Source organism: Kosakonia sp. Marseille-Q7440 (genome assembly GCF_965119485.1).
This window is the reverse complement of record NZ_CBCPLT010000001.1, coordinates 914,532-935,941: the sequence shown is the minus strand read 5'-3', so window position 1 is coordinate 935,941 and position 21,410 is coordinate 914,532. Positions and strand designations below refer to the sequence as shown.

Genomic DNA, 21,410 nt, shown 5'->3' with positions numbered 1-21,410 from the left:
TTTCAGTATTGCGTGGGATATACGGAAGTAATAGTGAATAGATAGGAATTATTGTTCCGGGTTATGAGATTACTCAACCGCCTTAATCAGTTTCAGCGTCTCTGGTCGCCCTCTGCCGGTGAGGATCAGGCGGTGAGCATTAGCGAGCTGGCTCTGCGCTGCTATTGCAGCGAACGCCATATGCGCACCCTGCTGCGCCAGATGCAGGCCGCCGGCTGGTTAACGTGGCAGGCGCAGTCCGGACGCGGTAAACGCGGCGCGCTGCATTTCTGCGTGACGCCGGAGCGGCTGCGCCGCGAGATGCTGGAGCAGGCGCTGACGGCCGGGCAGCAGCACAACGCGCTGGCGCTCGCCGAGCTTGATCCTGCGGATCTGCGCGCGCTGCTCAACCCCTATCTCGGCGGGCAGTGGCAGAACGAGACGCCGACGCTGCGCATTCCTTACTACCGCCCGCTGGAGCCTTTGCTGCCGGGTTTTCTCGCAGGCCGTGCGGAGCAGCACCTGGCGGGGCAGATCTTTAGCGGGCTGACGCGCTTTATCAGCCGCAGCGCGTTACCGCAGCGCGATCTGGCGCACCACTGGGAGAGCAGCGAGGATGGCCTGTGCTGGCGCTTTCACCTTCACGCTACCCTGCACTGGCACAATGGCGATGCGGTCACCGCCGCGCAGTTGCATGGGCAGCTTATCGCCCTGCTTGAGTTACCCGCGTTGCGGATGCTTTTTGCCAGCGTCGAGCGCATTACGCTCACCCATCCGTGGTGCATTACCTTTCAGCTGCATCGGCCCGATTACTGGCTGGCGCACCGTCTGGCGAGCTACGGCAGCCGCCTGGCGCACCCCGCTCATCCGCAGATTGGCACCGGGCCGTTTCGCCTTGTCGCCTTCAGTGACGAACTGGTGCGCCTTGAGAGCCACGACCACTACCACTTAGGGCACCCGCTGCTGAAAGCGGTCGAGTACTGGATTGCACCGCAGCTGTTTGATGAGGATTTAGGCACCAGCTGCCGCCATCCGGTGCAGATCGCCATCGGCGAGCCGGAGGAGTTGCGCCATCTGCAACCGGTCAGTAACAGCATCAGCCTCGGTTTTTGCTATCTCGCTCTGCGCCCCGCCGCGCGGCTAAGCCCGGCGCAGGCGCGCCGCCTGGTGCAGATTATTCATCACACCTCGCTTTTGCAGACGCTACCGCTGGATGAGGGGCTGATTACCCCCAGCCGGGAGTTACTGCCTGGCTGGCATATTCCCGGCTGGCCTGAAGAGAACGTCGCCTTGCCTGCAAAGCTGACGCTTATCTACCATCTGCCGGTGGAGTTGCACACCATGGCGCAGCAGCTTAAAGCGTATCTTGCTGCGCTCGGCTGCGAGCTGACGGTAATTTTTCATGACGGTAAACGCTGGGAAGGGTGCCGCGAACTTGCAGCAGCGGATCTGGTGATGGGCGACAGGCTGATTGGCGAAGCGCCGGAGTACACCCTTGAGCAATGGCTGCGCTGCGATCCGCTGTGGCCAAACCTGCTCGGCAGCGCGCAGTTCGCGCATCTGCAGGCGACGCTGGATGCGGTGCAGCGCCAGGCCGACGAGCAGGAGCGTATTGCGGCGTTGAAAGCGCTCTTTGATACGCTTATGGACGAGGCGCTGCTGACGCCGCTCTTTAATTACCACTACCGCATTAGCGCGCCGCCGGGGGTTGAGGGGATCGAGGTTAACCGACGCGGCTGGTTTGAGTTTACCGAGGCCTGGCTTCCGGCCCCGTCGCCGTGAAGAAGCTGGTCGCTGCATAGCTCACGCGCTACCATACCTTTTTTGTATAAATGTCAGGAATAATTATGAAACGTGCCGTTGTCGTCTTCAGTGGCGGACAAGACTCCACGACCTGCCTGGTGCAGGCGTTACAGCAGTATGATGAAGTCCATTGCGTGACGTTTGATTATGGGCAGCGCCATCGCGCTGAGATCGACGTCGCACGCGAACTGGCGCAAAAGCTGGGCGCACGGGCGCATAAAGTGCTGGATGTGACGCTGCTTAACGAACTGGCCGTGAGCAGCCTGACGCGCGACAGCATTCCGGTGCCGGATTATGAAGAGAGCGCGGACGGTATTCCGAACACCTTTGTTCCCGGGCGCAATATTCTCTTTCTGACGCTGGCGGCGGTATACGCTTACCAGGTGCAGGCAGAAGCGGTGATCACCGGCGTGTGTGAGACCGATTTCTCCGGCTACCCGGACTGCCGCGACGAGTTTGTGAAGGCGCTTAACCACGCGGTCAGCCTCGGCCTGGCGAAAGATATCCGCTTTGAAACGCCGCTGATGTGGATCGATAAAGCGCAGACCTGGGCGCTGGCAGATTACTGGGGCGCGCTCGATATGGTGCGCAGCGAAACATTGACCTGTTACAACGGCATTAAAGGCGATGGTTGCGGCCACTGCGCGGCGTGCCATTTACGCGCCAACGGCTTGCAGCAGTACCTTGCCGATAAAGCGGCAGTGATGAGCACAATGAAAGCAAAAACCGGATTGAAATAGGCCCGGCCAACAAACCCGCACCAATCTCGTAGACCGGATAAGCGGCAGCGCCATCCGGCATTATCACCGTTGCACCATCGCCGGATGGCGGCTTCGCCTTATCCGGCCTACAAAAGCGAGCCTACAGCAACACCGATATTGCTTTTACCTCCGGTCTCACAGCGGTGGTGTTGACCCCCGCTGAAATCGGCGAACCGAAGCGTGAATGACAAGGTCTGGACGCCATGGATGGCGGACAGAGGCGAACCGAGACAGGGAGCGAGTCCCCGAAAGGGCGAGCAAGTCGAGTCGAGCCGGCCGCAGTCAGGCACGCGGGAGGTGAGCGCAGTGCGAAGCACCGATTTCCTCGCGGGGCCGCGGGGATTGACAAGGGGAGCGCGGCCGCTTCCCTTGTCCCGTTCACCGCATAAGAGATTCATGAAACTCCCCAACGCATGGTGAACGGAACCCTTCCACCAGTGCCACATGCAAACCCCGTTGCCGGATGGCGCTACGCTTATCCGGCCTACGCCTGGCAATTCGGCACGGGTGCCGCGAAACATGCCGGATGGCGGCTCCGCTTTATCCGGCCTACGCGGTTTCAGCGATTCCAGCGCACTTAATCCCGCTCCCCAACCATTATCTCCAGCTTCTCCCGCAACTCCCCCTCCAGCGCCAGCGCTTTCTGGGTTTTCAGATCGATGCAGACAAAAGTCACCAGCGCATCGGCAACCACCTGCCCTTCCGGCTCTAATGTCACCACCTGGCTTAACACGCCGCTTTTGCCGTTAATCTGCTGGACATGACTGGTGACCGTAAGCAGATCGCCGAGCACCGCCGGGCGGCGATAGTTGATATTGATGTTAACCACCACAAAAGCGATGTTGTGGGCGGTCATCCACTGAAAACTCTCGTGATGCTCCAGCCCATCCCAGCGCGCCTCCTCAAGAAATTCGAGATAGCGGGCGTTATTTACATGCTGGTAGACATCAAGATGGAATCCACGAACCTTTATTTGGGTCTGCATAGCGCGTTAACCTTTACTGTTTATAGTTATAGAGACAGAGGTCATACTGGTATGACCTCCTTATTCTGGCAAAAATTAGCGACTACGCAAGCCGCTTACAGTTTCAGACTCACCAGATTACGCTCCACCAGCTTGCCGCCCATGCCCGGCACCTGTTTTAAATCTTCGACGCTCTTAAACGGCCCATACTCTTCGCGATAACTGACGATCGCCTGTGCCTTTTTAAGGCCAACGCCCTTAAGCGCCTTTGATAACTCTTCCGCCGTCGCGCTGTTGATGCTGACTTTAACGCCGCCCTCCTCTTCCTGTGTGGATTTTGCCGCTTCCTGGGCTTTGGTGTGAGAAGCCGGTGCAGCGGAGTGTGCCGCCGGTGGTTTTGCACCGCTTGCGGGCGCGGCAAGCGTGGCAGAACTGAATGTCGCACACACAAATGCCAGGGGCAGTAAAAGGGCTTTGACTCCATATTTCATGCTGTTATCTCCGTTGTGTTAACTCGCAGCGGAGAATAACCAGGGCGCAAAAAGTCCACAAAGGGCAAAAAACAGAAATGGAAAAGGCCGCGAAAGCGGCCTTTGTATATTGCAGAGCGTTACCTTTTTTTGGGAGAAGCTTCCCGTTACTGCTGCTGTTCTGAGGTATCGCCCAGTTTGATTTTGGCTTCTTTGCGCAGGTTGCTCATCAACGCTTCAAAGGCGATCTGCGCGTTATTCTGCGTCACGCCCTGCATCATCGCTTTCTTCTGCGCTTCCGGCATTTCGCCCGCTTTCACCTCATCCAGCGCAATGATCACCACATTACGCTGCTGATCGGTGGTGCTGCCGTAAGAAGGTTTATCTTTCGCCGGCAGTGGCAGGTTAAAGGCTGCGGTAGCAACCGGATCCTGTCCGAGGCGCGCCAGGGTTTTCGCTTCGCCGAAGCTCAGACCAGCGGCTTTCATCGCTTCGTCGCCTTTGCCCGCTTTCAGCGCTTCAACCAGTTTGTCAGCATCCAGCTTCGCCTGCTGCTCAGCTTTATCATGCTTCACGATATCAGTGACCTGCGCTTTCACTTCCGCCAGCGGCTTAATCGCTTCCGCTTTATGGTCGGTAACACGCAGCACGAACGCGCGATCGCCATCAACGGTGATGATATCGGAGTTGTTGCCAGGCGAGCCGTTCTGCCCTACCAGACCACCGTTGAAAATCGCGTCGCTGACCTGTTTGAAGTTCAGCTCTTCAGGCAGATTTTCGCGGGTAAACCACTCGGTCTGCACCGCTTTGGTACCAGAAACCTGCTCGGCACCGGCCAGAGATTCGTTATCGTTGGTCGCTGCTTCACTCACTTTACGTTGTAGCGCGAACCAGGCATCGAGCGCATTTTCATGCTTCACTTTCGCCGCCAGTTCATCGCGTACTTCGTTAAGAGGTTTGACGACGGCAGGCTGAACGTCATCCAGACGCGCCACCAGGTAGCCGACGGAGGATTTAATCGGGCCTGAGAGCTGGCCTTTCTCTTTCAGACCGGCGTTTTTCAGCTCATCCGGCGTGGTGGACTCTTCCAGCCAGCCCATGTCGCCGCCGTTACGCGCAGAGATGATGTCAGCGGATTTCGCCTTCGCCAGAGCAGCGAAGTCAGCTCCTTTTTTCAGCTCGTCGATAACCGCTTTCGCTTCATCTTCCGTTTTGGTCTGGATGACGCTGTAACGATTACGCTGCGGCTGAGTGAACTGATCCTTATGCTCGTCGTAGTAAGCCTGAATCTGTGCGTCGGTGGCGTTTTCCTGCATCGCTGCTGCATCAAGCTTGATGTAGCTTACGCGGAACTGCTCCGGCGCAATAAAACGGCTCTTGTTCTGGTCGTAATAGCTAGCGATCTCGTCATCGCTGACCGTCTGTTTTGCCGCCAGCGCGTTCACATCAATCACCGCCTGGCGCACCACGCGCTGCTGGGATACCAGCGCTGCCAGTTCGTCGGTCTCGCCTTTGAGCATAAAATCAGTGCCGGCAACGGCGTTGATTAACTGCTGGGAGATGAGCTGGTTACGCAGCGCCTGCGCATATTGATCGGCGCTCATGCCCATACGGTTAACGAGGGCGTTGAAGCGGTTATTATCGAACTTACCGTCAGACTTGAAAGCATCGGTGGCGAAGATAGCGCTTTTGACCTGCTCATCGCTGATGTCGAGGCCCAGCTTCTTCGCGTATTGATCGAGCAGAGCTTCGTCAATCATACGATTGAGCACCTGCTGACGTACGGATTTCATGTAGTTTTCATTTGCGGCCAGTTCTGAGAACTGGTCACCCAGCTTCTCCGCCATACGGTTGCGTTCGCTGGTTACCGCATTTTCAAACTGCGCGCGGCCGATCTCCTGGCCATTAACTTTTGCGGCGTAATTATTGTTACCGCCAATCAGGTAGTTACCTACGCCAGTCAAAATGAATGACACGATAATCAAACCCAGAATGATCTTGAGCACGACGTGATTCGCCGCCGCGCGTAAATTGTCCATCATGGTGTAACAACACTCCGCTGTAGGTGACTGTAGATCTCAGGCTGCGCACGAGGCCCGCTGCATGTAAGCGCGTATTTTGACAAGAAAACGGCGCAATTGTTAGCCCGCATCGCGCATAAACTCGCAGAAATTGATTTTGCGAAAATAAAAAGGGCACACCTCGCGATGTGCCCTTGTATGTTGCCACCCTCCCCGCGTGGGGAAAGTCCTTAGTTCACGGCGTCTTTCAGCGCTTTACCTGCGCGGAAGCCAGGGACTTTGGCAGCAGCAATAGTAATCTCTTTGCCGGTTTGCGGGTTGCGGCCGGTACGGGCAGCACGCTCTTTAACCCCGAAAGACCCGAAACCAACCAATGCTACCTCTTCCCCGGATTTCAAAGATTCAGTAACAGAAGCCATAAACGCATCTAACGCGCGTCCGGCGGCAGCTTTAGAAATATCAGCGCCAGCGGCAATCTTGTCTATCAGTTGAGATTTATTCACTCTTCTCTTCCTCTCTTTATATTTTATATCGCACCACATCCTTCACAGTGCGACCGCGCAGCAGTTATAACAGGCCTGTCATGCCCTTACAACATCAGTTGATGATGACATAGCCAGCCAGCAATCTAAATTAGCTATACAAAAAAAGACTGGCAAGTGCGAAATCACTCACCAGCCTTATATTTCTCTACGCACTTTGCGCGAGGTCACTATTTTGCAGTGGCAACCTGCATGCCAAACGGCGCATTCTGCAAGGCAAGCGTCAGCACTTCTTCAATACGTTTCACCGGATGGATATCCAGATCGGCAATCACGTTTTCCGGAATTTCTTCCAAATCGCGTTTATTTTCGTAAGGAATCAGTACTGTTTTAATCCCGCCGCGATGCGCTGCCAGCAGTTTCTCTTTCAGGCCGCCAATCGGCAGCACCTGGCCGCGCAGGGTGATCTCACCCGTCATCGCAACGTCGGCGCGAACCGGGTTACCGGTCAGGCAGGAGACCAGCGCGGTACACATGGCGATACCGGCGCTCGGACCATCTTTCGGCGTAGCGCCTTCCGGCACGTGCACGTGAATGTCGCGTTTTTCGTAGAAGTCGCCGTTGATACCCAGCTTCTCTGCGCGCGCGCGCACCACGGTTAATGCAGCCTGGATAGACTCCTGCATCACTTCACCCAGCGAACCGGTGTAAGTGAGCTTGCCTTTACCCGGCACACAGGCGGTTTCAATGGTCAGCAGATCGCCGCCCACTTCGGTCCACGCCAGACCGGTCACCTGGCCTACACGGTTTTCGTCATCCGCACGACCGTAGTCGTAGCGCTGAACGCCGAGGTAATCATTCAGGTTGTCGCCGTTGATCTCGATATGCTTCAGGGACGGATCCAGCAGCAGCTGTTTTACCGCTTTGCGGCACAGTTTCGAGATTTCACGCTCCAGACCACGCACGCCCGCTTCGCGAGTGTAGTAGCGAATAATGCCGACGATTGCACTGTCGTCAACCGTCAGTTCGTTCGGTTTCAGCGCGTTACGCTCAATCTGCTTGGTCAGCAGGTGGCGTTTGGCAATGTTCAGCTTCTCATCTTCGGTGTAACCGGAGAGGCGAATCACTTCCATACGGTCCAGCAGCGGTGCCGGAATGTTCATGGAGTTGGAGGTGGCGACAAACATCACGTCGCTCAGATCGTAATCCACTTCCAGGTAGTGATCGCTGAACGCCACGTTCTGCTCAGGATCGAGCACTTCCAGCAGCGCAGAAGCGGGATCGCCACGCATGTCGGAGGACATTTTGTCGATCTCATCCAGCAGGAAAAGCGGGTTTTTAACGCCAACTTTTGCCATTTTCTGGATCAGTTTACCCGGCATAGAACCGATGTAAGTGCGGCGGTGACCGCGGATCTCGGCTTCATCACGTACGCCGCCCAGCGCCATACGGATGTACTTACGGCCCGTTGCTTTTGCAATGGATTGACCGAGCGAGGTTTTACCTACCCCCGGCGGCCCGACCAGGCAGAGAATCGGCCCTTTGAGTTTGTTCATACGGCTTTGAACCGCAAGATACTCAAGGATGCGGTCTTTGACGCGCTCTAAGCCGTAGTGGTCGGTATCCAGCACTTCCTGCGCCTGGCGAAGATCTTTTTTGACCTTGCTGCGCGCATTCCACGGAACCTGCACCATCCACTCGATATAGCCGCGTACCACGGTTGCTTCCGCAGACATCGGCGACATCATTTTCAGCTTCTGCAGCTCGGACTCGGCCTTCTCTTTGGCCTCTTTTGGCATTTTTGCCGCGTCGATTTTACGCTTCAGGGCTTCGTTTTCGTCCGGCGCGTCGTCCATCTCGCCGAGCTCTTTCTGGATGGCCTTCATCTGCTCATTCAGATAGTACTCGCGCTGGGATTTCTCCATCTGCTTCTTCACGCGGTTGCGAATGCGTTTCTCAACCTGCAGCAGATCGATCTCCGACTCCATCATCGCCATCAGATACTCAAGACGTTCGTTGATGTCGGACATCTCCAGCACTGACTGTTTGTCAGCCAGCTTCAGCGGCATATGCGCAGCGATGGTGTCAGCCAGACGCGCAGGATCGTCGATGCTGTTCAGCGACGTCAGCACTTCCGGCGGAATTTTTTTGTTGAGCTTGATATAGCCTTCGAACTGGCTGATCGCGGTACGTACCAGCACTTCCTGCTCGCGCTCATCAATGGCCGGCGAGTCAAGGTACTCCGCTTTCGCAGAGAAGTGCTCGCCGTTATCGGCAAGCGAAGTAATGCGCGCGCGCTGAAGCCCCTCGACCAGCACTTTTACAGTGCCATCAGGCAGTTTCAACATCTGCAGAATAGACGCCACGGTCCCGACGGTGAAAAGATCGTTTACACCCGGCTCATCCGTTGACGCTTCTTTCTGCGCAACCAGCATGATTTTTTTATCATGATCCATGGCTGCTTCAAGACAACGGATTGATTTTTCCCGCCCCACAAATAACGGGATGACCATGTGCGGATAAACCACCACATCGCGCAACGGCAATACGGGGATTTCAATGCGTTCAGAACGCTCAGGATTCATAGAGCTCTCTCTTAGTTTAAAGTCCGCCAGGTAATCAAGGTGACGTGACTGTGCCACACGCACCATTAACATGTAATGGAGTATATGGGGATGTTTCCCACACATTCAACGCCGGGAAGTCGGAAAAATAAAAGGGGAGATAAAATCCCCCCTTTTTGATTAACTGACTGTATGAATTGACGAATTATTCGCCAGATGCCTGCTGCGCTTCCGGCTTGCCGTAAATCAGCAGCGGCTTGGTTTGCCCGTCGATAACCGACTCATCAATCACCACTTTCTCGACGTCTTCCAGAGACGGCAAATCGTACATGGTGTCGAGCAGCGCGGCTTCTACGATAGAACGCAGACCACGCGCACCGGTTTTGCGGCTCATCGCTTTCTTGGCGATAGCATTCAGCGCTTCGTCGCGGAACTCCAGATCGACGCCTTCCAGGTTAAACAGCGCCTGATACTGCTTGGTCAGGGCGTTTTTCGGCTCTTTCAGGATCTGGATCAGCGCTTCTTCGCTCAGCTCATTCAGCGTAGCGACAACCGGCAGACGACCGATGAACTCCGGGATCAGACCAAATTTGATCAAATCTTCCGGTTCAACCTGCGCCAGCAGCTCGCCCTCTTTCGCTTTTTCGGATTTTCCTTTCACCGTTGCGCCAAAACCGATGCCGGATCCGGTTTCCACACGGTGAGAGATCACCTTATCGAGGCCTGCGAAAGCACCACCGCAGATAAAGAGGATTTTGGAGGTATCAACCTGCAAAAACTCCTGCTGCGGATGCTTACGACCGCCCTGCGGCGGAACGGCAGCAACGGTACCTTCGATCAGCTTCAGCAGCGCCTGCTGTACACCTTCGCCCGATACGTCACGGGTGATGGAAGGGTTGTCTGACTTACGGGAGATCTTATCGATCTCATCAATGTAAACAATGCCGCGCTGCGCTTTCTGCACATCGTAGTCACACTTCTGCAGCAGCTTCTGAATGATGTTTTCCACATCTTCACCGACGTAGCCCGCTTCGGTAAGCGTGGTGGCGTCTGCCATGGTGAACGGAACATCAAGCAGGCGCGCCAGCGTTTCTGCCAGCAGCGTTTTACCGGAGCCGGTCGGCCCGATCAGCAGAATGTTACTTTTGCCCAGTTCAACACCGTTGCTGGTGTCGCCGTTGCGCAGGCGTTTGTAGTGGTTGTAGACCGCCACCGCCAGCACCTTCTTCGCCTGCTCCTGACCGATAACATAGTCATCGAGATGGTGGCGGATTTCATGCGGCGTCGGCAGCGCGCTGCGCTCGCGGTGCGGCGCAACTTCTTTAATCTCTTCGCGAATAATGTCGTTACACAGATCCACACATTCGTCGCAGATATACACGGACGGTCCGGCGATCAGTTTACGCACTTCATGCTGGCTTTTGCCGCAAAAAGAGCAGTACAACAGTTTGCCCGAACCATCTTTGCGTTTATCTGTCATGAGTAAAACCTCTTTTCTGTTCTTTGCGCCACACGACGACGCAAATGCCATTCCAGGCGCAAAACGTTACTCAGGCATTACGCCGCTTGCACTGGAAAGTATAGCGGCCAATGCGGACTGAGCATTAGTTACGATGGGTCAAAATTGAGTCAACCAGCCCGTAATCAACTGCTTCTTGCGCGGCAAGGAAGCGGTCACGTTCGGTATCGCGCTCAATTTGTTCTAAGGATTGACCCGTGTGATGCGCCATAAGTTCATTCATGCGCCCTTTCACTTTCAGGATCTCACGCGCGTGGATTTCGATATCCGTCGCCTGACCCTGATAGCCGCCCAGCGGCTGGTGGATCATCACGCGTGAATTCGGCAGGCAGAAGCGCTTGCCTTTTGCGCCAGCCGTCAGCAGGAATGCGCCCATTGACGCGGCCTGGCCCATACAGATGGTGCTGACGTCCGGTTTAATAAATTGCATGGTGTCGTAAATAGACATACCTGCCGTGATCACGCCGCCCGGAGAGTTAATGTAGAGATAGATATCTTTTTCCGGGTTCTCTGCTTCGAGAAACAGCATTTGCGCCACGATCAGGTTGGCCATATGGTCTTCGACCTGACCGGTCAGGAAAATTACGCGTTCCTTGAGAAGACGGGAGTAAATATCGAAAGAGCGCTCACCGCGGGAGGTCTGTTCAATAACCATTGGCACCAGGGCCATATGGGGTGCAAAGTTGTCTCGTTCGCCGCTGTATGACATTTCCGTCTCCTGGATAAAAAATTAACAAACTTGCTGTACTGATTGTACTTGAGTGAAAGAGGTCTGACTACGACCCCTCACGGACGGATTATCAGCCAGAGTCTTTCCTGCCACCCTCTTTAGTGGGGATGACCACGCATGTTTTCAAGCATAACAATCTTTTGCTGTTACGCTAACCCTGAAACACGCTTTTAGCACAGTTCTGATAAAGCCAATGCGATAAAAAAAGCCCGCCACCAGCAAGCAGGTGACGGGCTTATTACTTTTAGCTATCGCAGAAAACGATTAAGCCTGTTGGTTCATCAGCTCGCTGAAGGAGGTTGCTTTCTCCGTCACTTTCGCTTTTTCCAGAACCGCTTCAACCGCTTGTTCTTCCAGCGCGACGTTACGCATGTTGTCCATCAGCTCTTTGTTTTTGCTGTAGAACTCGATCACTTCTTTCGGATCTTCATACGCAGAAGCCATCTCTTCGATCAGGCCTTTAACGCGCTCTTCGTCAGCTTTCAGCTCGTGGGTACGAATCACTTCGCCCAGCAGGAGACCAACAACAACGCGGCGTTTAGCCTGCTCTTCGAACAACTCGCGCGGCAGTTCCAGAGCCTGTTTCTCATTGCCACCGAAACGCTGAGCAGCCTGGCGACGCAAAACGTCGATTTCGCTGTCAATCAGTGCAGCCGGTACGTCGATGTTGTTGGCGTTAACCAGACCGTCGATCGCCTGAGATTTAACACGGTTACGCACGGCGCCTTTCAGCTCGCGCTCCATGTTTTTACGAACTTCTGCGCGCAGACCGTCCATAGAACCATCTTCAACGCCGAAACGTTTGATGAACTCTTCGGTCAGTTCCGGCAGCTCACGCTCTTCAACTTTCTTCAGGTTAATGACGAATTTCGCCGCTTTACCTTTCAGATTTTCCGCGTGGTACTCTTCCGGGAAGGTCACGTCGATGGTGAACTCTTCGCCCGCTTTGTGGCCTTTGATGCCCTCTTCAAAGCCCGGGATCATACGACCCTGACCCATCGCCAGTACGAAATCGGTCGCTTTGCCGCCTTCGAACTCTTCGCCGTCAACAGAACCGGTGAAATCGACAGTTACACGGTCTTCTGCATCTGCAGCGCCATCTTTCTCTTTCCAGTCTGCCTGCTGCTTACGCAGGGTATCCAGCATGGTGTCAACGTCGGCATCGGTCACTTCAACGAGCGGTTTTTCAACTTCGATGGTGTCCAGCGCTTTCAGTTCAACTTCCGGATAGACTTCGAATTCAACAGAGTAGGTGAAGTCTTCGCCCAGTTTGTATTCGCCCGGAACATAGTTCGGTGCGCCAGCCGGGTTGATTTTTTCCTGGATGATCGCGTCGATGAAGTTGCGGCTCATCAGGTCGCCCAGCACGTCCTGGCGAACAGAGGCGCCGTAACGCTGAGCAACAACGGTCATCGGGACTTTACCCTTACGGAAACCGTCAATACGTACTTTCTTCGCTACGTTGACCAGCTCGCTCTTCACAGCGGTCTCGATGCTGTCAGCAGCGATTGTAATCGTTACACGGCGCCCAAGGCCCTGAGTGGTCTCAACTGAAACTTGCATCTTGTTACCTCAAAAAATCACAGTGCTCGGTCAACTCTACCCTGCGCAGCAAACCTCTCGCTTTGCAGAACCGGGATGCTCTCTCTAATCAGATATACATTCCCTGTCGTCAGAATCACCCCGAAGACATTCCGAAAAATAAGACGCAGCATTATAGCGGCATCGCAGATATGAGTCGAGAACGGTAATAGCGCAACGGTGCGTCATTTTTCACACTTCTGAAGCAATTTTGCTCACAAAGGGGCGCTTCTCGCTCAAATTTCAGACAAAACAAAACGGCCCGCAGGCCGTTTTCACATTAACTGCATGCAACATACTGGAAAAGTTCAGCCCGTTGCAACCCGGTTTTCTAGGCGAGAGTGCCTGCGCCGCGGCAGGCTGGCGAGGCCAACAGGGTATCCTGTAGCCCTTCCCACTCTTTCAGGGTGTAGGTATGGAGCGCGAGCGCATGAATTTTCGTCGCCAGCTCATCTGCCAGGGTACCGTAAATCATGCGGTGGCGGTTGAGGAAACGTTCACCGGTGAAGCAGTCGCTCACCAGTACCACTTTGAAATGGCTTTCCGAACCCGCAGGAACGTTGTGACGGTAACTTTCGTCGACAACGTCGAGGAAAACAGGCTCAAATGCCGCCTTCAGTTTTGATTCTATTTGATCACGCATCATCATGGTACGCCTCCGACAACGCTGAGATACCAGCTATCCCTTTAAATGTTAGCCGCTTTTACCGTCTCCGTTACAATAAGACAACAAAAATTTAGCCTTCGTCGCGCTTTTGCCGCCAACGGCATAATCTCAAGGGAAAACCCGGCCATTTGGGGCCGGGATCGCGTTTGAAGATGTTACGGGCGCTGAAAAAAAACACAACACGATGAATTTACATGCGTTGAGGACTTCCTCTTAACAACGGCAATGTTATGATGGCGACAATTTTTCCCAGAAGCTTAGAGCCTTGAGAGCCTGAACATGATTAAGAAACTCCTCTTCCCGTTGGTTGCTTTATTTATGCTGGCTGGCTGCGCAACTCCGCCGACCACCCTTGACGTCACACCGAAAATTACCCTTCCGCAACAAGATCCGAGCCTGATGGGCGTAACGGTCAGCATTAACGGTGCCGATCAGCGTCCGGATCAGGCGCTGGCGAAAGTCACCCGTGATAACCAACTGGTTACCCTGACTGCCTCGCGCGATCTGCGCTTCCTGCTGCAGGAAGTGCTGGAGAAGCAGATGACCGCGCGCGGTTATATGATTGGGCCGAACGGCGCGGTTAACCTGCAGATCATCGTTAACCAGCTCTATGCTGACGTCTCTCAGGGCAACGTGCGTTACAACATCGCCACCAAAGCGGATATCGCCATCATCGCTACCGCCGCCAATGGCAACAAGCTGACGAAAAACTACCGCGCCAGCTATAACGTGGAAGGCGCTTTCCAGGCGACCAACGAAAAGATCACCAATGCGGTTAACAGCGTGTTGACCGACACCATCGCGGATATGTCTCAGGACACCACCATCCACGATTTCATCAAGCAGAACGCCCGTTAATTTCTCTGCACTGGCCCGGTACTGCCGGGCCAGCTGAGCCGCTATGTCCAGCCACTACTTACGCATTTTCACGCAGCGCAAATCAGCGATTTTGCTGATGCTCGGCTTTGCCTCCGGTTTGCCTCTTGCCCTCACCAGCGGCACGTTACAGGCGTGGATAACCGTCGCAGGCGTTGATGTTAAAACCATCGGTTTCTTCTCGCTGGTCGGCCAGGCCTACGTCTTTAAGTTTCTCTGGTCACCGGCGATGGATCGCTATACCCCCTCCTTTTTAGGACGCCGCCGCGGATGGCTGCTGCTGACGCAGGTTGCGCTCCTGATCGCCATTGCTGCGATGGGCTTTTTACAGCCTGCCAGCGACCTGCGCTGGATGGCGGCGCTGGCGGTGGTTATCGCCTTCTGCTCGGCTTCGCAGGACATTGTTTTCGATGCCTGGAAGACGGATGTGCTCTCCGCCGAAGAGCGCGGCGCGGGTGCGGCGATAAGCGTGCTGGGTTACCGCCTGGCAATGCTGATTTCCGGCGGTCTGGCGCTATGGTTGGCGGATCGCTGGCTGGGCTGGCAAGGGATGTACTGGCTGATGGCAGCATTGATGATCCCCTGCATTATCGCCACGCTGCGCGCACCGGAGCCGGTGGGCACCATTCCTGCGCCGCGATCGCTTGAGGAAGCGGTGGTTGCGCCACTGCGCGATTTCTTCGGGCGCAACAACGCCTGGCTGATCCTGCTGCTGATTGTCCTTTATAAGCTCGGCGATGCGTTTGCCATGAGCCTGACGACGCTCTTCCTTATACGCGGTGTCGGTTTCGATCCCGGCGATGTCGGGATGGTGAATAAAAGCTTAGGGCTGGTGGCGACGATTATCGGCGCGCTGTGGGGCGGTGTATTAATGCAGCGTTTAACGCTGTTCCGCGCCCTGCTGATCTTCGGTGTGTTGCAGGCGATCTCCAATGCCGGGTACTGGCTGCTCTCCATCACCGATAAAGACATTGTGACGATGGGCGCGGCGGTCTTCTTCGAAAACCTCTGCGGCGGCATGGGTACGGCAGCATTTGTCGCCCTGCTGATGACGCTCTGTAACAGCGCCTTTTCCGCCACACAGTTCGCGCTGCTCTCAGCGCTCTCGGCGGTTGGCCGCGTCTATGTCGGGCCGCTGGCGGGCTGGTTTGTTGCCAGCTATGACTGGCCGACCTTCTATCTCTTTTCGATCTTTGCGGCGATCCCGGGGCTGGCGCTGCTGCTGCTGTGTAAACGCACGCTGGAGTACACGCAGCGTACGGAAGCCTTTATGCCGCGCACCGAGTTCACGGCCCTTTACCGACTGGCGCTGCGCACTCTTGGCGCGGGCGCGCTGCTGCTTGCGGCTGGCCTGCTGGTACTTGCCAGCAATGCGCTGGGTCTGACGCAGTGGTCTGTCGACGGCCTCCTGCTGGAGGGCGGTGCGCTGCTGGCGCTGGTGGGTATCCTCTTCGGCGGAGCGCTGGATCTGCTGGCGCTGCGCAAGACCGCCCTGCTCTAGCGGGCGCAAAACGGGCGTCTGCGGGCGGCGATATATTTTACATAGTGTAATTCGGGGTTATTTTTTAACGGATAATCCCTTTAAAATCAGCTAATAAAAATAAAAAAAGCAGAAAAATAAATTTAGCGCCGTTATTATTTCGTTCATTAAACAGGCGTATTTTTTGTTTTTTGCCCAATCGCCCTGAGTGGGCAAAAAATAAAAATCTTAATTAATTTGTGCCTTATAAAATAAGGTCTATCCTATAACGATTCAGCACGGTTATTAATTGTTGGGTTTCATATTCGTTCCAATGATGTTTAATAGTTGCTGGATAATTGTTAATTATTTGTATATTTGAACGATTGGTTATACCAATTTACCCTCAACGCAGATTGTAATGTCAGGTTTTCGTTATAATCGCTCTCTCTGGCTGTGCGAACGCCCGGTTTTACAGATTGTTGCATTCTGTGTGACATATGCGGCAGAACCCAGTAACACCTTACTGACACAAAGCCAATCATGTTTACAGTAACGTAACCTTTCCGTAAAATGCCCGCACACTTTAAGCGCCACCAGATCCCGTGGAATTGAGGTCGTTAAATGAGACTCAGGAAATACAATAAAAGTTTGGGATGGATGTCCTTAATCGCCGGCACTGTATTACTCAGTGGCTGCGATTCTGCGCTTCTTGACCCCAAAGGACAGATTGGTATGGAGCAACGTTCACTCATCCTGACGGCTTTTGGCCTGATGATGATTGTCGTGGTGCCCGCCATCTTAATGGCCGTAGGTTTTGCCTGGAAGTATCGTGCGAGCAATAAAGATGCGAAGTATAGCCCGAACTGGTCACACTCCAATAAAGTGGAAGCTGTGGTCTGGACCGTGCCGATTCTGATCATCCTGTTCCTTGCCGTGCTGACGTGGAAAACCACCCACTCGCTCGAGCCGAGCAGACCACTGGTACATGACGAACGCCCGATTACTATCGAAGTGGTTGCCATGGACTGGAAATGGTTCTTTATCTATCCGGAACAGGGCATCGCTACCGTGAATGAAATCGCCTTCCCGGCGAACACTCCGGTGGAATTCAAAGTGACTTCCAACTCCGTGATGAACTCGTTCTTTATTCCGCGTCTGGGCAGCCAGATCTACGCGATGGCCGGTATGCAGACCAAACTGCATCTGATTGCCAACGAAGCAGGTACGTATGATGGCATCTCTGCCAGCTACAGCGGCCCGGGCTTCTCAGGCATGAAGTTTAAAGCCATTGCAACGCCGGACCGCGCCGCATTTGACCAGTGGGTCGCCAAAGCGAAACAGTCTTCTACTACGGTGTCTGATATGGACACGTACGAGAAAATTGCCGCACCAAGCGAATACAACAAGGTTGAATACTTCTCCAGCGTGAAACCCGATTTGTTTAAAGATGTTATTAACAAATTTATGGGCCACGGCAAGAGCATGGACATGACCCAACCGGAAGGTGAGCACAAGTCACACGAAGGTATGGAAGGCATGGACATGAGCCACGCGGAAACCTCTCACTAAGGGGCCGAGGAAAACGATGTTCGGAAAACTTACACTGGATGCAGTGCCGTATCATGAACCAATTATCATGATTACGATCGCTGCGATTGCCGTCGGTGGTCTGGCGGTAGTCGGCCTGCTCTCTTACTTCGGTAAGTGGAAATGGCTATGGAATGAGTGGTTGACCTCGGTTGACCATAAACGTCTTGGCATCATGTATGTCCTCGTAGCGGTTGTTATGCTGCTGCGTGGCTTTGCTGACGCCGTAATGATGCGTAGTCAACAAGCGATTTCGTCAATGGGCGAAGCGGGCTTCCTGCCGCCTCACCACTACGATCAGATCTTCACCGCCCACGGCGTGATTATGATCTTCTTCGTGGCGATGCCGTTTGTTATCGGTCTGATGAACCTGGTGGTTCCGCTGCAGATCGGCGCGCGCGACGTTGCCTTCCCGTTCCTTAACAACCTGAGCTTCTGGTTCACGGTTGTGGGCGTGATTCTGGTTAACATCTCTCTGGGCGTCGGTGAGTTCGCGCAGACAGGTTGGCTGGCTTATCCGCCGCTCTCGGGAATAGAGTACAGCCCTGGTGTCGGGGTCGATTACTGGATCTGGAGTCTCCAGCTCTCTGGTATCGGTACGACGCTGACCGGTATTAACTTCTTCGTGACCATCCTGCGCATGCGTGCGCCAGGCATGACCATGTTCAAAATGCCGGTCTTCACCTGGGCCTCTCTGTGCGCGAACGTGCTGATCATCGCTTCGTTCCCAATTCTGACGGTTACCATTGCGTTGCTTACCCTGGATCGTTATCTGGGCACCCATTTCTTTACCAACGATATGGGCGGCAACATGATGATGTACATCAACCTGATTTGGGCGTGGGGTCACCCGGAAGTGTACATTCTGGTGCTGCCGGTGTTCGGGGTCTTCTCCGAAATTACCGCCACCTTCTCGCGTAAACGCCTGTTTGGCTACACCTCGCTAGTGTGGGCGACCGTGTGTATTACCATCCTGTCGTTCATCGTTTGGCTGCACCACTTCTTTACTATGGGTGCCGGCGCGAACGTAAACGCCTTCTTCGGTATTACCACGATGATTATCGCCATCCCGACCGGGGTGAAGATCTTCAACTGGCTGTTCACCATGTACCAGGGCCGTATCGTATTCCACTCCTCTATGCTGTGGACTATCGGCTTTATCGTTACCTTCTCCGTAGGTGGGATGACCGGCGTGCTGCTGGCGGTTCCGGGCGCAGACTTCGTACTGCACAACAGCCTGTTCCTGATTGCGCACTTCCATAACGTCATCATCGGCGGCGTGGTATTTGGTTGCTTCGCAGGTATGACCTACTGGTGGCCGAAAGCGTTTGGTTACACCCTGAACGAAACCTGGGGTAAACGCGCGTTCTGGTTCTGGATTATCGGCTTCTTCGTTGCGTTTATGCCGCTGTACGTACTGGGCTTCATGGGTATGACCCGTCGTCTCAGCCAGCATATCGACCCGCAGTTCCACAGCATGCTGATTGTTGCAGCTTGTGGTGCCGCGCTGATCGCACTGGGTATCCTGTGTCTGCTGATTCAGATCTACGTCTCTATTCGTGACCGCGATCAGAACCGTGACCTGACCGGTGACCCGTGGGGTGGCCGTACGCTGGAGTGGGCAACTTCCTCTCCTCCGCCGTTCTATAACTTTGCCGTTGTTCCGGAAATTCACGAACGTGATGCTTTCTGGGAGATGAAAGAGAAAGGCGAAGCGTACAAGCAACCTGCCCACTATGAAGAGATTCATATGCCGAAAAACAGCGGCGCCGGGATTGTTATTGCCGCGTTCGCAACGGTATTCGGTTTTGCCATGATCTGGCACATCTGGTGGATGGCGATTGCCAGCTTCGCAGGCATCATCATCAGCTGGATTGTGAAAAGCTTCGACGAAGACGTGGACTACTACGTACCGGTTGCAGAAATCGAGAAACTGGAAAAACAGCATTTCGATGAGATCAACAAAGCAGGGCTGACAAATGGCAACTGATACTTTGACCAACGCGCACGCCCATGCGCACGAACACGGGCACCACGATGCAGGGCCGAATAAAGTATTCGGTTTCTGGATCTACCTGATGAGCGACTGCATTCTGTTCAGCTGTCTGTTCGCGACCTATGCCGTTCTGGTGAACGGCACAGCGGGCGGCCCGACCGGCAAGGACATTTTCGAACTGCCGTTCGTTCTGGTAGAGACATTCCTGCTGCTGTTCAGCTCCATCACCTACGGCATGGCGGCGATCGCCATGCACAAAGGCAACAAGAGCCAGGTTATCTCCTGGCTTGCGCTGACCTTCCTGTTTGGTGCGGGCTTTATCGGCATGGAGATCTATGAGTTCCATCATCTGATTGCAGAAGGTATGGGTCCGGATCGTAGCGGCTTCCTGTCAGCGTTCTTTGCGCTGGTCGGTACCCACGGTCTGCACGTGACCTCTGGCCTGATCTGGATGGCGGTTCTGATGTTCCAGGTTTCCCGTCGCGGCCTGACCAGCACAAACCGTACCCGCATCATGTGCCTGAGCCTCTTCTGGCACTTCCTTGATGTGGTATGGATCTGTGTGTTCTCTGTTGTTTATCTGATGGGGGCGATGTAATGAGTCATTCAACCGATCACAGCGGCGCATCCCACGGTAGCGTAAAAACCTACATGACAGGTTTTATCCTGTCAGTCATCCTGACGGTCATTCCGTTCTGGATGGTGATGAGCGGTACCGCGTCACACGCCGCAATTCTGGGGACCGTACTGGTCACCGCAGTGGTACAGATTTTGGTTCATCTGGTCTGCTTCCTGCACATGAACACCTCTTCTGAGGAGCGCTGGAACCTGACCGCCTTTGTCTTTACCGTGATTATCATCGCTATCCTGGTAGTGGGCTCCATCTGGATTATGTGGAACCTGAACTACAACATGATGGTTCACTAAGAGCGGCGAGTATGTTCAAGCAATACCTGCAAGTAACGAAACCGGGCATTATTTTTGGCAATTTGATCTCCGTGATTGGGGGGTTCCTGCTGGCCTCTAAAGGCCAGATTGATTACCCCCTGTTCCTCTACACGCTGGTTGGCGTGTCGTTGGTGGTCGCCTCTGGTTGTGTTTTTAACAACTACATCGACCGTGACATCGATAAAAAGATGGAGCGGACGAAAAACAGGGTGCTGGTCAGAGGGCTGATCTCGCCAAAAGTCTCGCTGGTGTACGCCGCCTTGTTGGGTATTGCTGGCTTTATGCTGCTGTGGTTCGGCGCAAATCCGCTGGCCTGCTGGCTCGGGGTGATGGGGTTTGTGGTTTATGTCGGGGTTTATAGCCTTTACATGAAACGCCACTCCGTCTACGGTACGCTGATTGGCTCTCTCTCCGGCGCGGCGCCGCCGGTGATTGGCTACTGCGCCGTGACCAACGAGTTTGATAGCGGCGCGGCGATCCTGCTGGCGATTTTCAGCCTGTGGCAGATGCCCCACTCGTATGCCATCGCGATTTTCCGCTTTAAGGATTATCAGGCAGCGAACATCCCGGTTCTGCCGGTGGTGAAAGGCATCTCCGTGGCGAAAAACCACATCACGCTCTATATCGTGGCGTTTGCTGTTGCCACTCTGATGCTCTCGCTGGGCGGCTATGCAGGTTATAAATACCTGGTGGTTGCTGCCGCGGTCAGCCTCTGGTGGCTGGGCATGGCGCTGCGCGGGTATAAAGTGGCGGATGACAAAGTGTGGGCGCGCAAACTGTTCGTATTCTCGATTGTCGCCATCACTTCGCTCAGCGTGATGATGTCCGTGGACTTTATGGTGCCGGATTCACATAGCCTGCTGACTTACGTCTGGTGATCCAGACCGTCATATAAAGGGTGCCTCGGCACCCTTTTTTTATGCCCGCCATCCCATCCACGCAGGTAATATTTGTTAATTAAGCTGGTGTTTACCCCGCCCTGCCCCCGCACTACACTATG

Annotated in this window: 18 protein-coding genes; 9 read left to right on the top strand and 9 right to left on the bottom strand. The window is 54.5% G+C overall.

All coding sequences use genetic code 11. The features are described 5' to 3' along the window. Nucleotides 1-63 precede the first annotated feature (63 nt). Nucleotides 64-1,761, top strand: a complete 1,698-nt coding sequence (locus ACWPW2_RS04170) for an SgrR family transcriptional regulator (protein WP_454121716.1) — start codon at nt 64-66, stop codon at nt 1,759-1,761. Nucleotides 1,762-1,826: 65 nt separating this feature from the next. Continuing rightward, nucleotides 1,827-2,522, top strand: coding sequence for a 7-cyano-7-deazaguanine synthase QueC (gene queC, locus ACWPW2_RS04165; RefSeq protein WP_023478299.1), 696 nt, complete (start codon nt 1,827-1,829; stop codon nt 2,520-2,522). Between the two features lie 598 nt (nt 2,523-3,120). Here queC and ACWPW2_RS04160 read toward each other — a convergent pair. The 9 genes from ACWPW2_RS04160 to bolA form a co-directional block, all read right to left on the bottom strand. Beyond that, nucleotides 3,121-3,528, bottom strand: coding sequence for a YbgC/FadM family acyl-CoA thioesterase (locus ACWPW2_RS04160; RefSeq protein ID WP_279792479.1), 408 nt, complete (start codon nt 3,526-3,528; stop codon nt 3,121-3,123). Between the two features lie 95 nt (nt 3,529-3,623). After that, entirely contained in the window at nt 3,624-3,998 is a 375-nt protein-coding gene (locus tag ACWPW2_RS04155) for a ComEA family DNA-binding protein (protein ID WP_454121715.1), read from the bottom strand. 146 nt (nt 3,999-4,144) lie between these two features. Further along, nucleotides 4,145-6,019 (bottom strand): peptidylprolyl isomerase, encoded by a 1,875-nt coding sequence (gene ppiD / locus ACWPW2_RS04150; RefSeq protein ID WP_454121714.1) that lies wholly within the window; start codon nt 6,017-6,019, stop codon nt 4,145-4,147. A gap of 209 nt (nt 6,020-6,228) precedes the next feature. Further along, the gene (gene hupB, locus ACWPW2_RS04145; RefSeq protein WP_124969417.1) at nt 6,229-6,501 is read right to left on the bottom strand and encodes a nucleoid-associated protein HU-beta; all 273 of its coding nucleotides are present in this window, start codon (nt 6,499-6,501) and stop codon (nt 6,229-6,231) included. A 209-nt stretch (nt 6,502-6,710) separates the two neighbouring features. Continuing rightward, nucleotides 6,711-9,065, bottom strand: coding sequence for an endopeptidase La (gene lon / locus ACWPW2_RS04140; protein WP_023481941.1), 2,355 nt, complete (start codon nt 9,063-9,065; stop codon nt 6,711-6,713). A 184-nt stretch (nt 9,066-9,249) separates the two neighbouring features. Beyond that, the gene (gene clpX / locus ACWPW2_RS04135; RefSeq protein ID WP_187801543.1) at nt 9,250-10,524 is read right to left on the bottom strand and encodes an ATP-dependent protease ATP-binding subunit ClpX; all 1,275 of its coding nucleotides are present in this window, start codon (nt 10,522-10,524) and stop codon (nt 9,250-9,252) included. Between the two features lie 124 nt (nt 10,525-10,648). Beyond that, on the bottom strand, nt 10,649-11,272 hold the full coding sequence (gene clpP, locus ACWPW2_RS04130) for an ATP-dependent Clp endopeptidase proteolytic subunit ClpP (protein ID WP_007373538.1): 624 nt from the start codon (nt 11,270-11,272) through the stop codon (nt 10,649-10,651). A gap of 285 nt (nt 11,273-11,557) precedes the next feature. Then, complete coding sequence (tig, locus tag ACWPW2_RS04125; protein WP_023481893.1) at nt 11,558-12,856, bottom strand: trigger factor; 1,299 nt, start codon at nt 12,854-12,856, stop codon at nt 11,558-11,560. A gap of 349 nt (nt 12,857-13,205) precedes the next feature. Beyond that, nucleotides 13,206-13,523 (bottom strand): transcriptional regulator BolA, encoded by a 318-nt coding sequence (gene bolA / locus ACWPW2_RS04120; protein WP_034814127.1) that lies wholly within the window; start codon nt 13,521-13,523, stop codon nt 13,206-13,208. A 297-nt stretch (nt 13,524-13,820) separates the two neighbouring features. Between bolA and ACWPW2_RS04115 the strand changes: the two genes are divergently transcribed. From ACWPW2_RS04115 to cyoE, 7 genes are all read left to right on the top strand, one after another. Continuing rightward, entirely contained in the window at nt 13,821-14,399 is a 579-nt protein-coding gene (locus tag ACWPW2_RS04115) for a lipoprotein (RefSeq protein ID WP_023481890.1), read from the top strand. A gap of 43 nt (nt 14,400-14,442) precedes the next feature. After that, nucleotides 14,443-15,918: a muropeptide MFS transporter AmpG gene (ampG, locus tag ACWPW2_RS04110; RefSeq protein WP_454121713.1), complete on the top strand. Its 1,476-nt coding sequence runs from the start codon at nt 14,443-14,445 to the stop codon at nt 15,916-15,918. A 582-nt stretch (nt 15,919-16,500) separates the two neighbouring features. Further along, complete coding sequence (gene cyoA / locus ACWPW2_RS04105; protein WP_124969423.1) at nt 16,501-17,448, top strand: cytochrome o ubiquinol oxidase subunit II; 948 nt, start codon at nt 16,501-16,503, stop codon at nt 17,446-17,448. 16 nt (nt 17,449-17,464) lie between these two features. Further along, the gene (cyoB, locus tag ACWPW2_RS04100; protein ID WP_023481935.1) at nt 17,465-19,456 is read left to right on the top strand and encodes a cytochrome o ubiquinol oxidase subunit I; all 1,992 of its coding nucleotides are present in this window, start codon (nt 17,465-17,467) and stop codon (nt 19,454-19,456) included. Then, a complete protein-coding gene (locus tag ACWPW2_RS04095; protein WP_023481905.1) occupies nt 19,446-20,060 on the top strand; it encodes a cytochrome o ubiquinol oxidase subunit III in 615 nt (204 codons plus the stop codon). Before cyoB ends, ACWPW2_RS04095 begins: the two co-directional genes overlap by 11 nt. After that, nucleotides 20,060-20,389: a cytochrome o ubiquinol oxidase subunit IV gene (locus ACWPW2_RS04090; RefSeq protein WP_023481940.1), complete on the top strand. Its 330-nt coding sequence runs from the start codon at nt 20,060-20,062 to the stop codon at nt 20,387-20,389. The genes ACWPW2_RS04095 and ACWPW2_RS04090 overlap by 1 nt, the downstream gene beginning before the upstream one ends. A gap of 11 nt (nt 20,390-20,400) precedes the next feature. After that, nucleotides 20,401-21,288: a heme o synthase gene (cyoE, locus tag ACWPW2_RS04085; RefSeq protein ID WP_094419519.1), complete on the top strand. Its 888-nt coding sequence runs from the start codon at nt 20,401-20,403 to the stop codon at nt 21,286-21,288. Nucleotides 21,289-21,410 lie beyond the last annotated feature (122 nt).

Excerpts from the sequence above, each read along its gene's own strand:
- cyoA (WP_124969423.1), top strand. The coding sequence starts at position 16,501 with ATGAGACTCAGGAAATACAATAAAAGTTTGGGATGGATGTCCTTAATC.
- ACWPW2_RS04095 (WP_023481905.1), top strand. The coding sequence starts at position 19,446 with ATGGCAACTGATACTTTGACCAACGCGCACGCCCATGCGCACGAACAC.
- cyoE (WP_094419519.1), top strand. The coding sequence starts at position 20,401 with ATGTTCAAGCAATACCTGCAAGTAACGAAACCGGGCATTATTTTTGGC.
- ACWPW2_RS04170 (WP_454121716.1), top strand. The coding sequence starts at position 64 with ATGAGATTACTCAACCGCCTTAATCAGTTTCAGCGTCTCTGGTCGCCC.
- ampG (WP_454121713.1), top strand. The coding sequence starts at position 14,443 with ATGTCCAGCCACTACTTACGCATTTTCACGCAGCGCAAATCAGCGATT.
- tig (WP_023481893.1), bottom strand. The coding sequence starts at position 12,856 with ATGCAAGTTTCAGTTGAGACCACTCAGGGCCTTGGGCGCCGTGTAACG.
- ACWPW2_RS04115 (WP_023481890.1), top strand. The coding sequence starts at position 13,821 with ATGATTAAGAAACTCCTCTTCCCGTTGGTTGCTTTATTTATGCTGGCT.
- bolA (WP_034814127.1), bottom strand. The coding sequence starts at position 13,523 with ATGATGATGCGTGATCAAATAGAATCAAAACTGAAGGCGGCATTTGAG.
- cyoB (WP_023481935.1), top strand. The coding sequence starts at position 17,465 with ATGTTCGGAAAACTTACACTGGATGCAGTGCCGTATCATGAACCAATT.
- ACWPW2_RS04160 (WP_279792479.1), bottom strand. The coding sequence starts at position 3,528 with ATGCAGACCCAAATAAAGGTTCGTGGATTCCATCTTGATGTCTACCAG.
- ppiD (WP_454121714.1), bottom strand. The coding sequence starts at position 6,019 with ATGATGGACAATTTACGCGCGGCGGCGAATCACGTCGTGCTCAAGATC.
- queC (WP_023478299.1), top strand. The coding sequence starts at position 1,827 with ATGAAACGTGCCGTTGTCGTCTTCAGTGGCGGACAAGACTCCACGACC.
- clpX (WP_187801543.1), bottom strand. The coding sequence starts at position 10,524 with ATGACAGATAAACGCAAAGATGGTTCGGGCAAACTGTTGTACTGCTCT.
- clpP (WP_007373538.1), bottom strand. The coding sequence starts at position 11,272 with ATGTCATACAGCGGCGAACGAGACAACTTTGCACCCCATATGGCCCTG.
- ACWPW2_RS04155 (WP_454121715.1), bottom strand. The coding sequence starts at position 3,998 with ATGAAATATGGAGTCAAAGCCCTTTTACTGCCCCTGGCATTTGTGTGT.
- ACWPW2_RS04090 (WP_023481940.1), top strand. The coding sequence starts at position 20,060 with ATGAGTCATTCAACCGATCACAGCGGCGCATCCCACGGTAGCGTAAAA.
- lon (WP_023481941.1), bottom strand. The coding sequence starts at position 9,065 with ATGAATCCTGAGCGTTCTGAACGCATTGAAATCCCCGTATTGCCGTTG.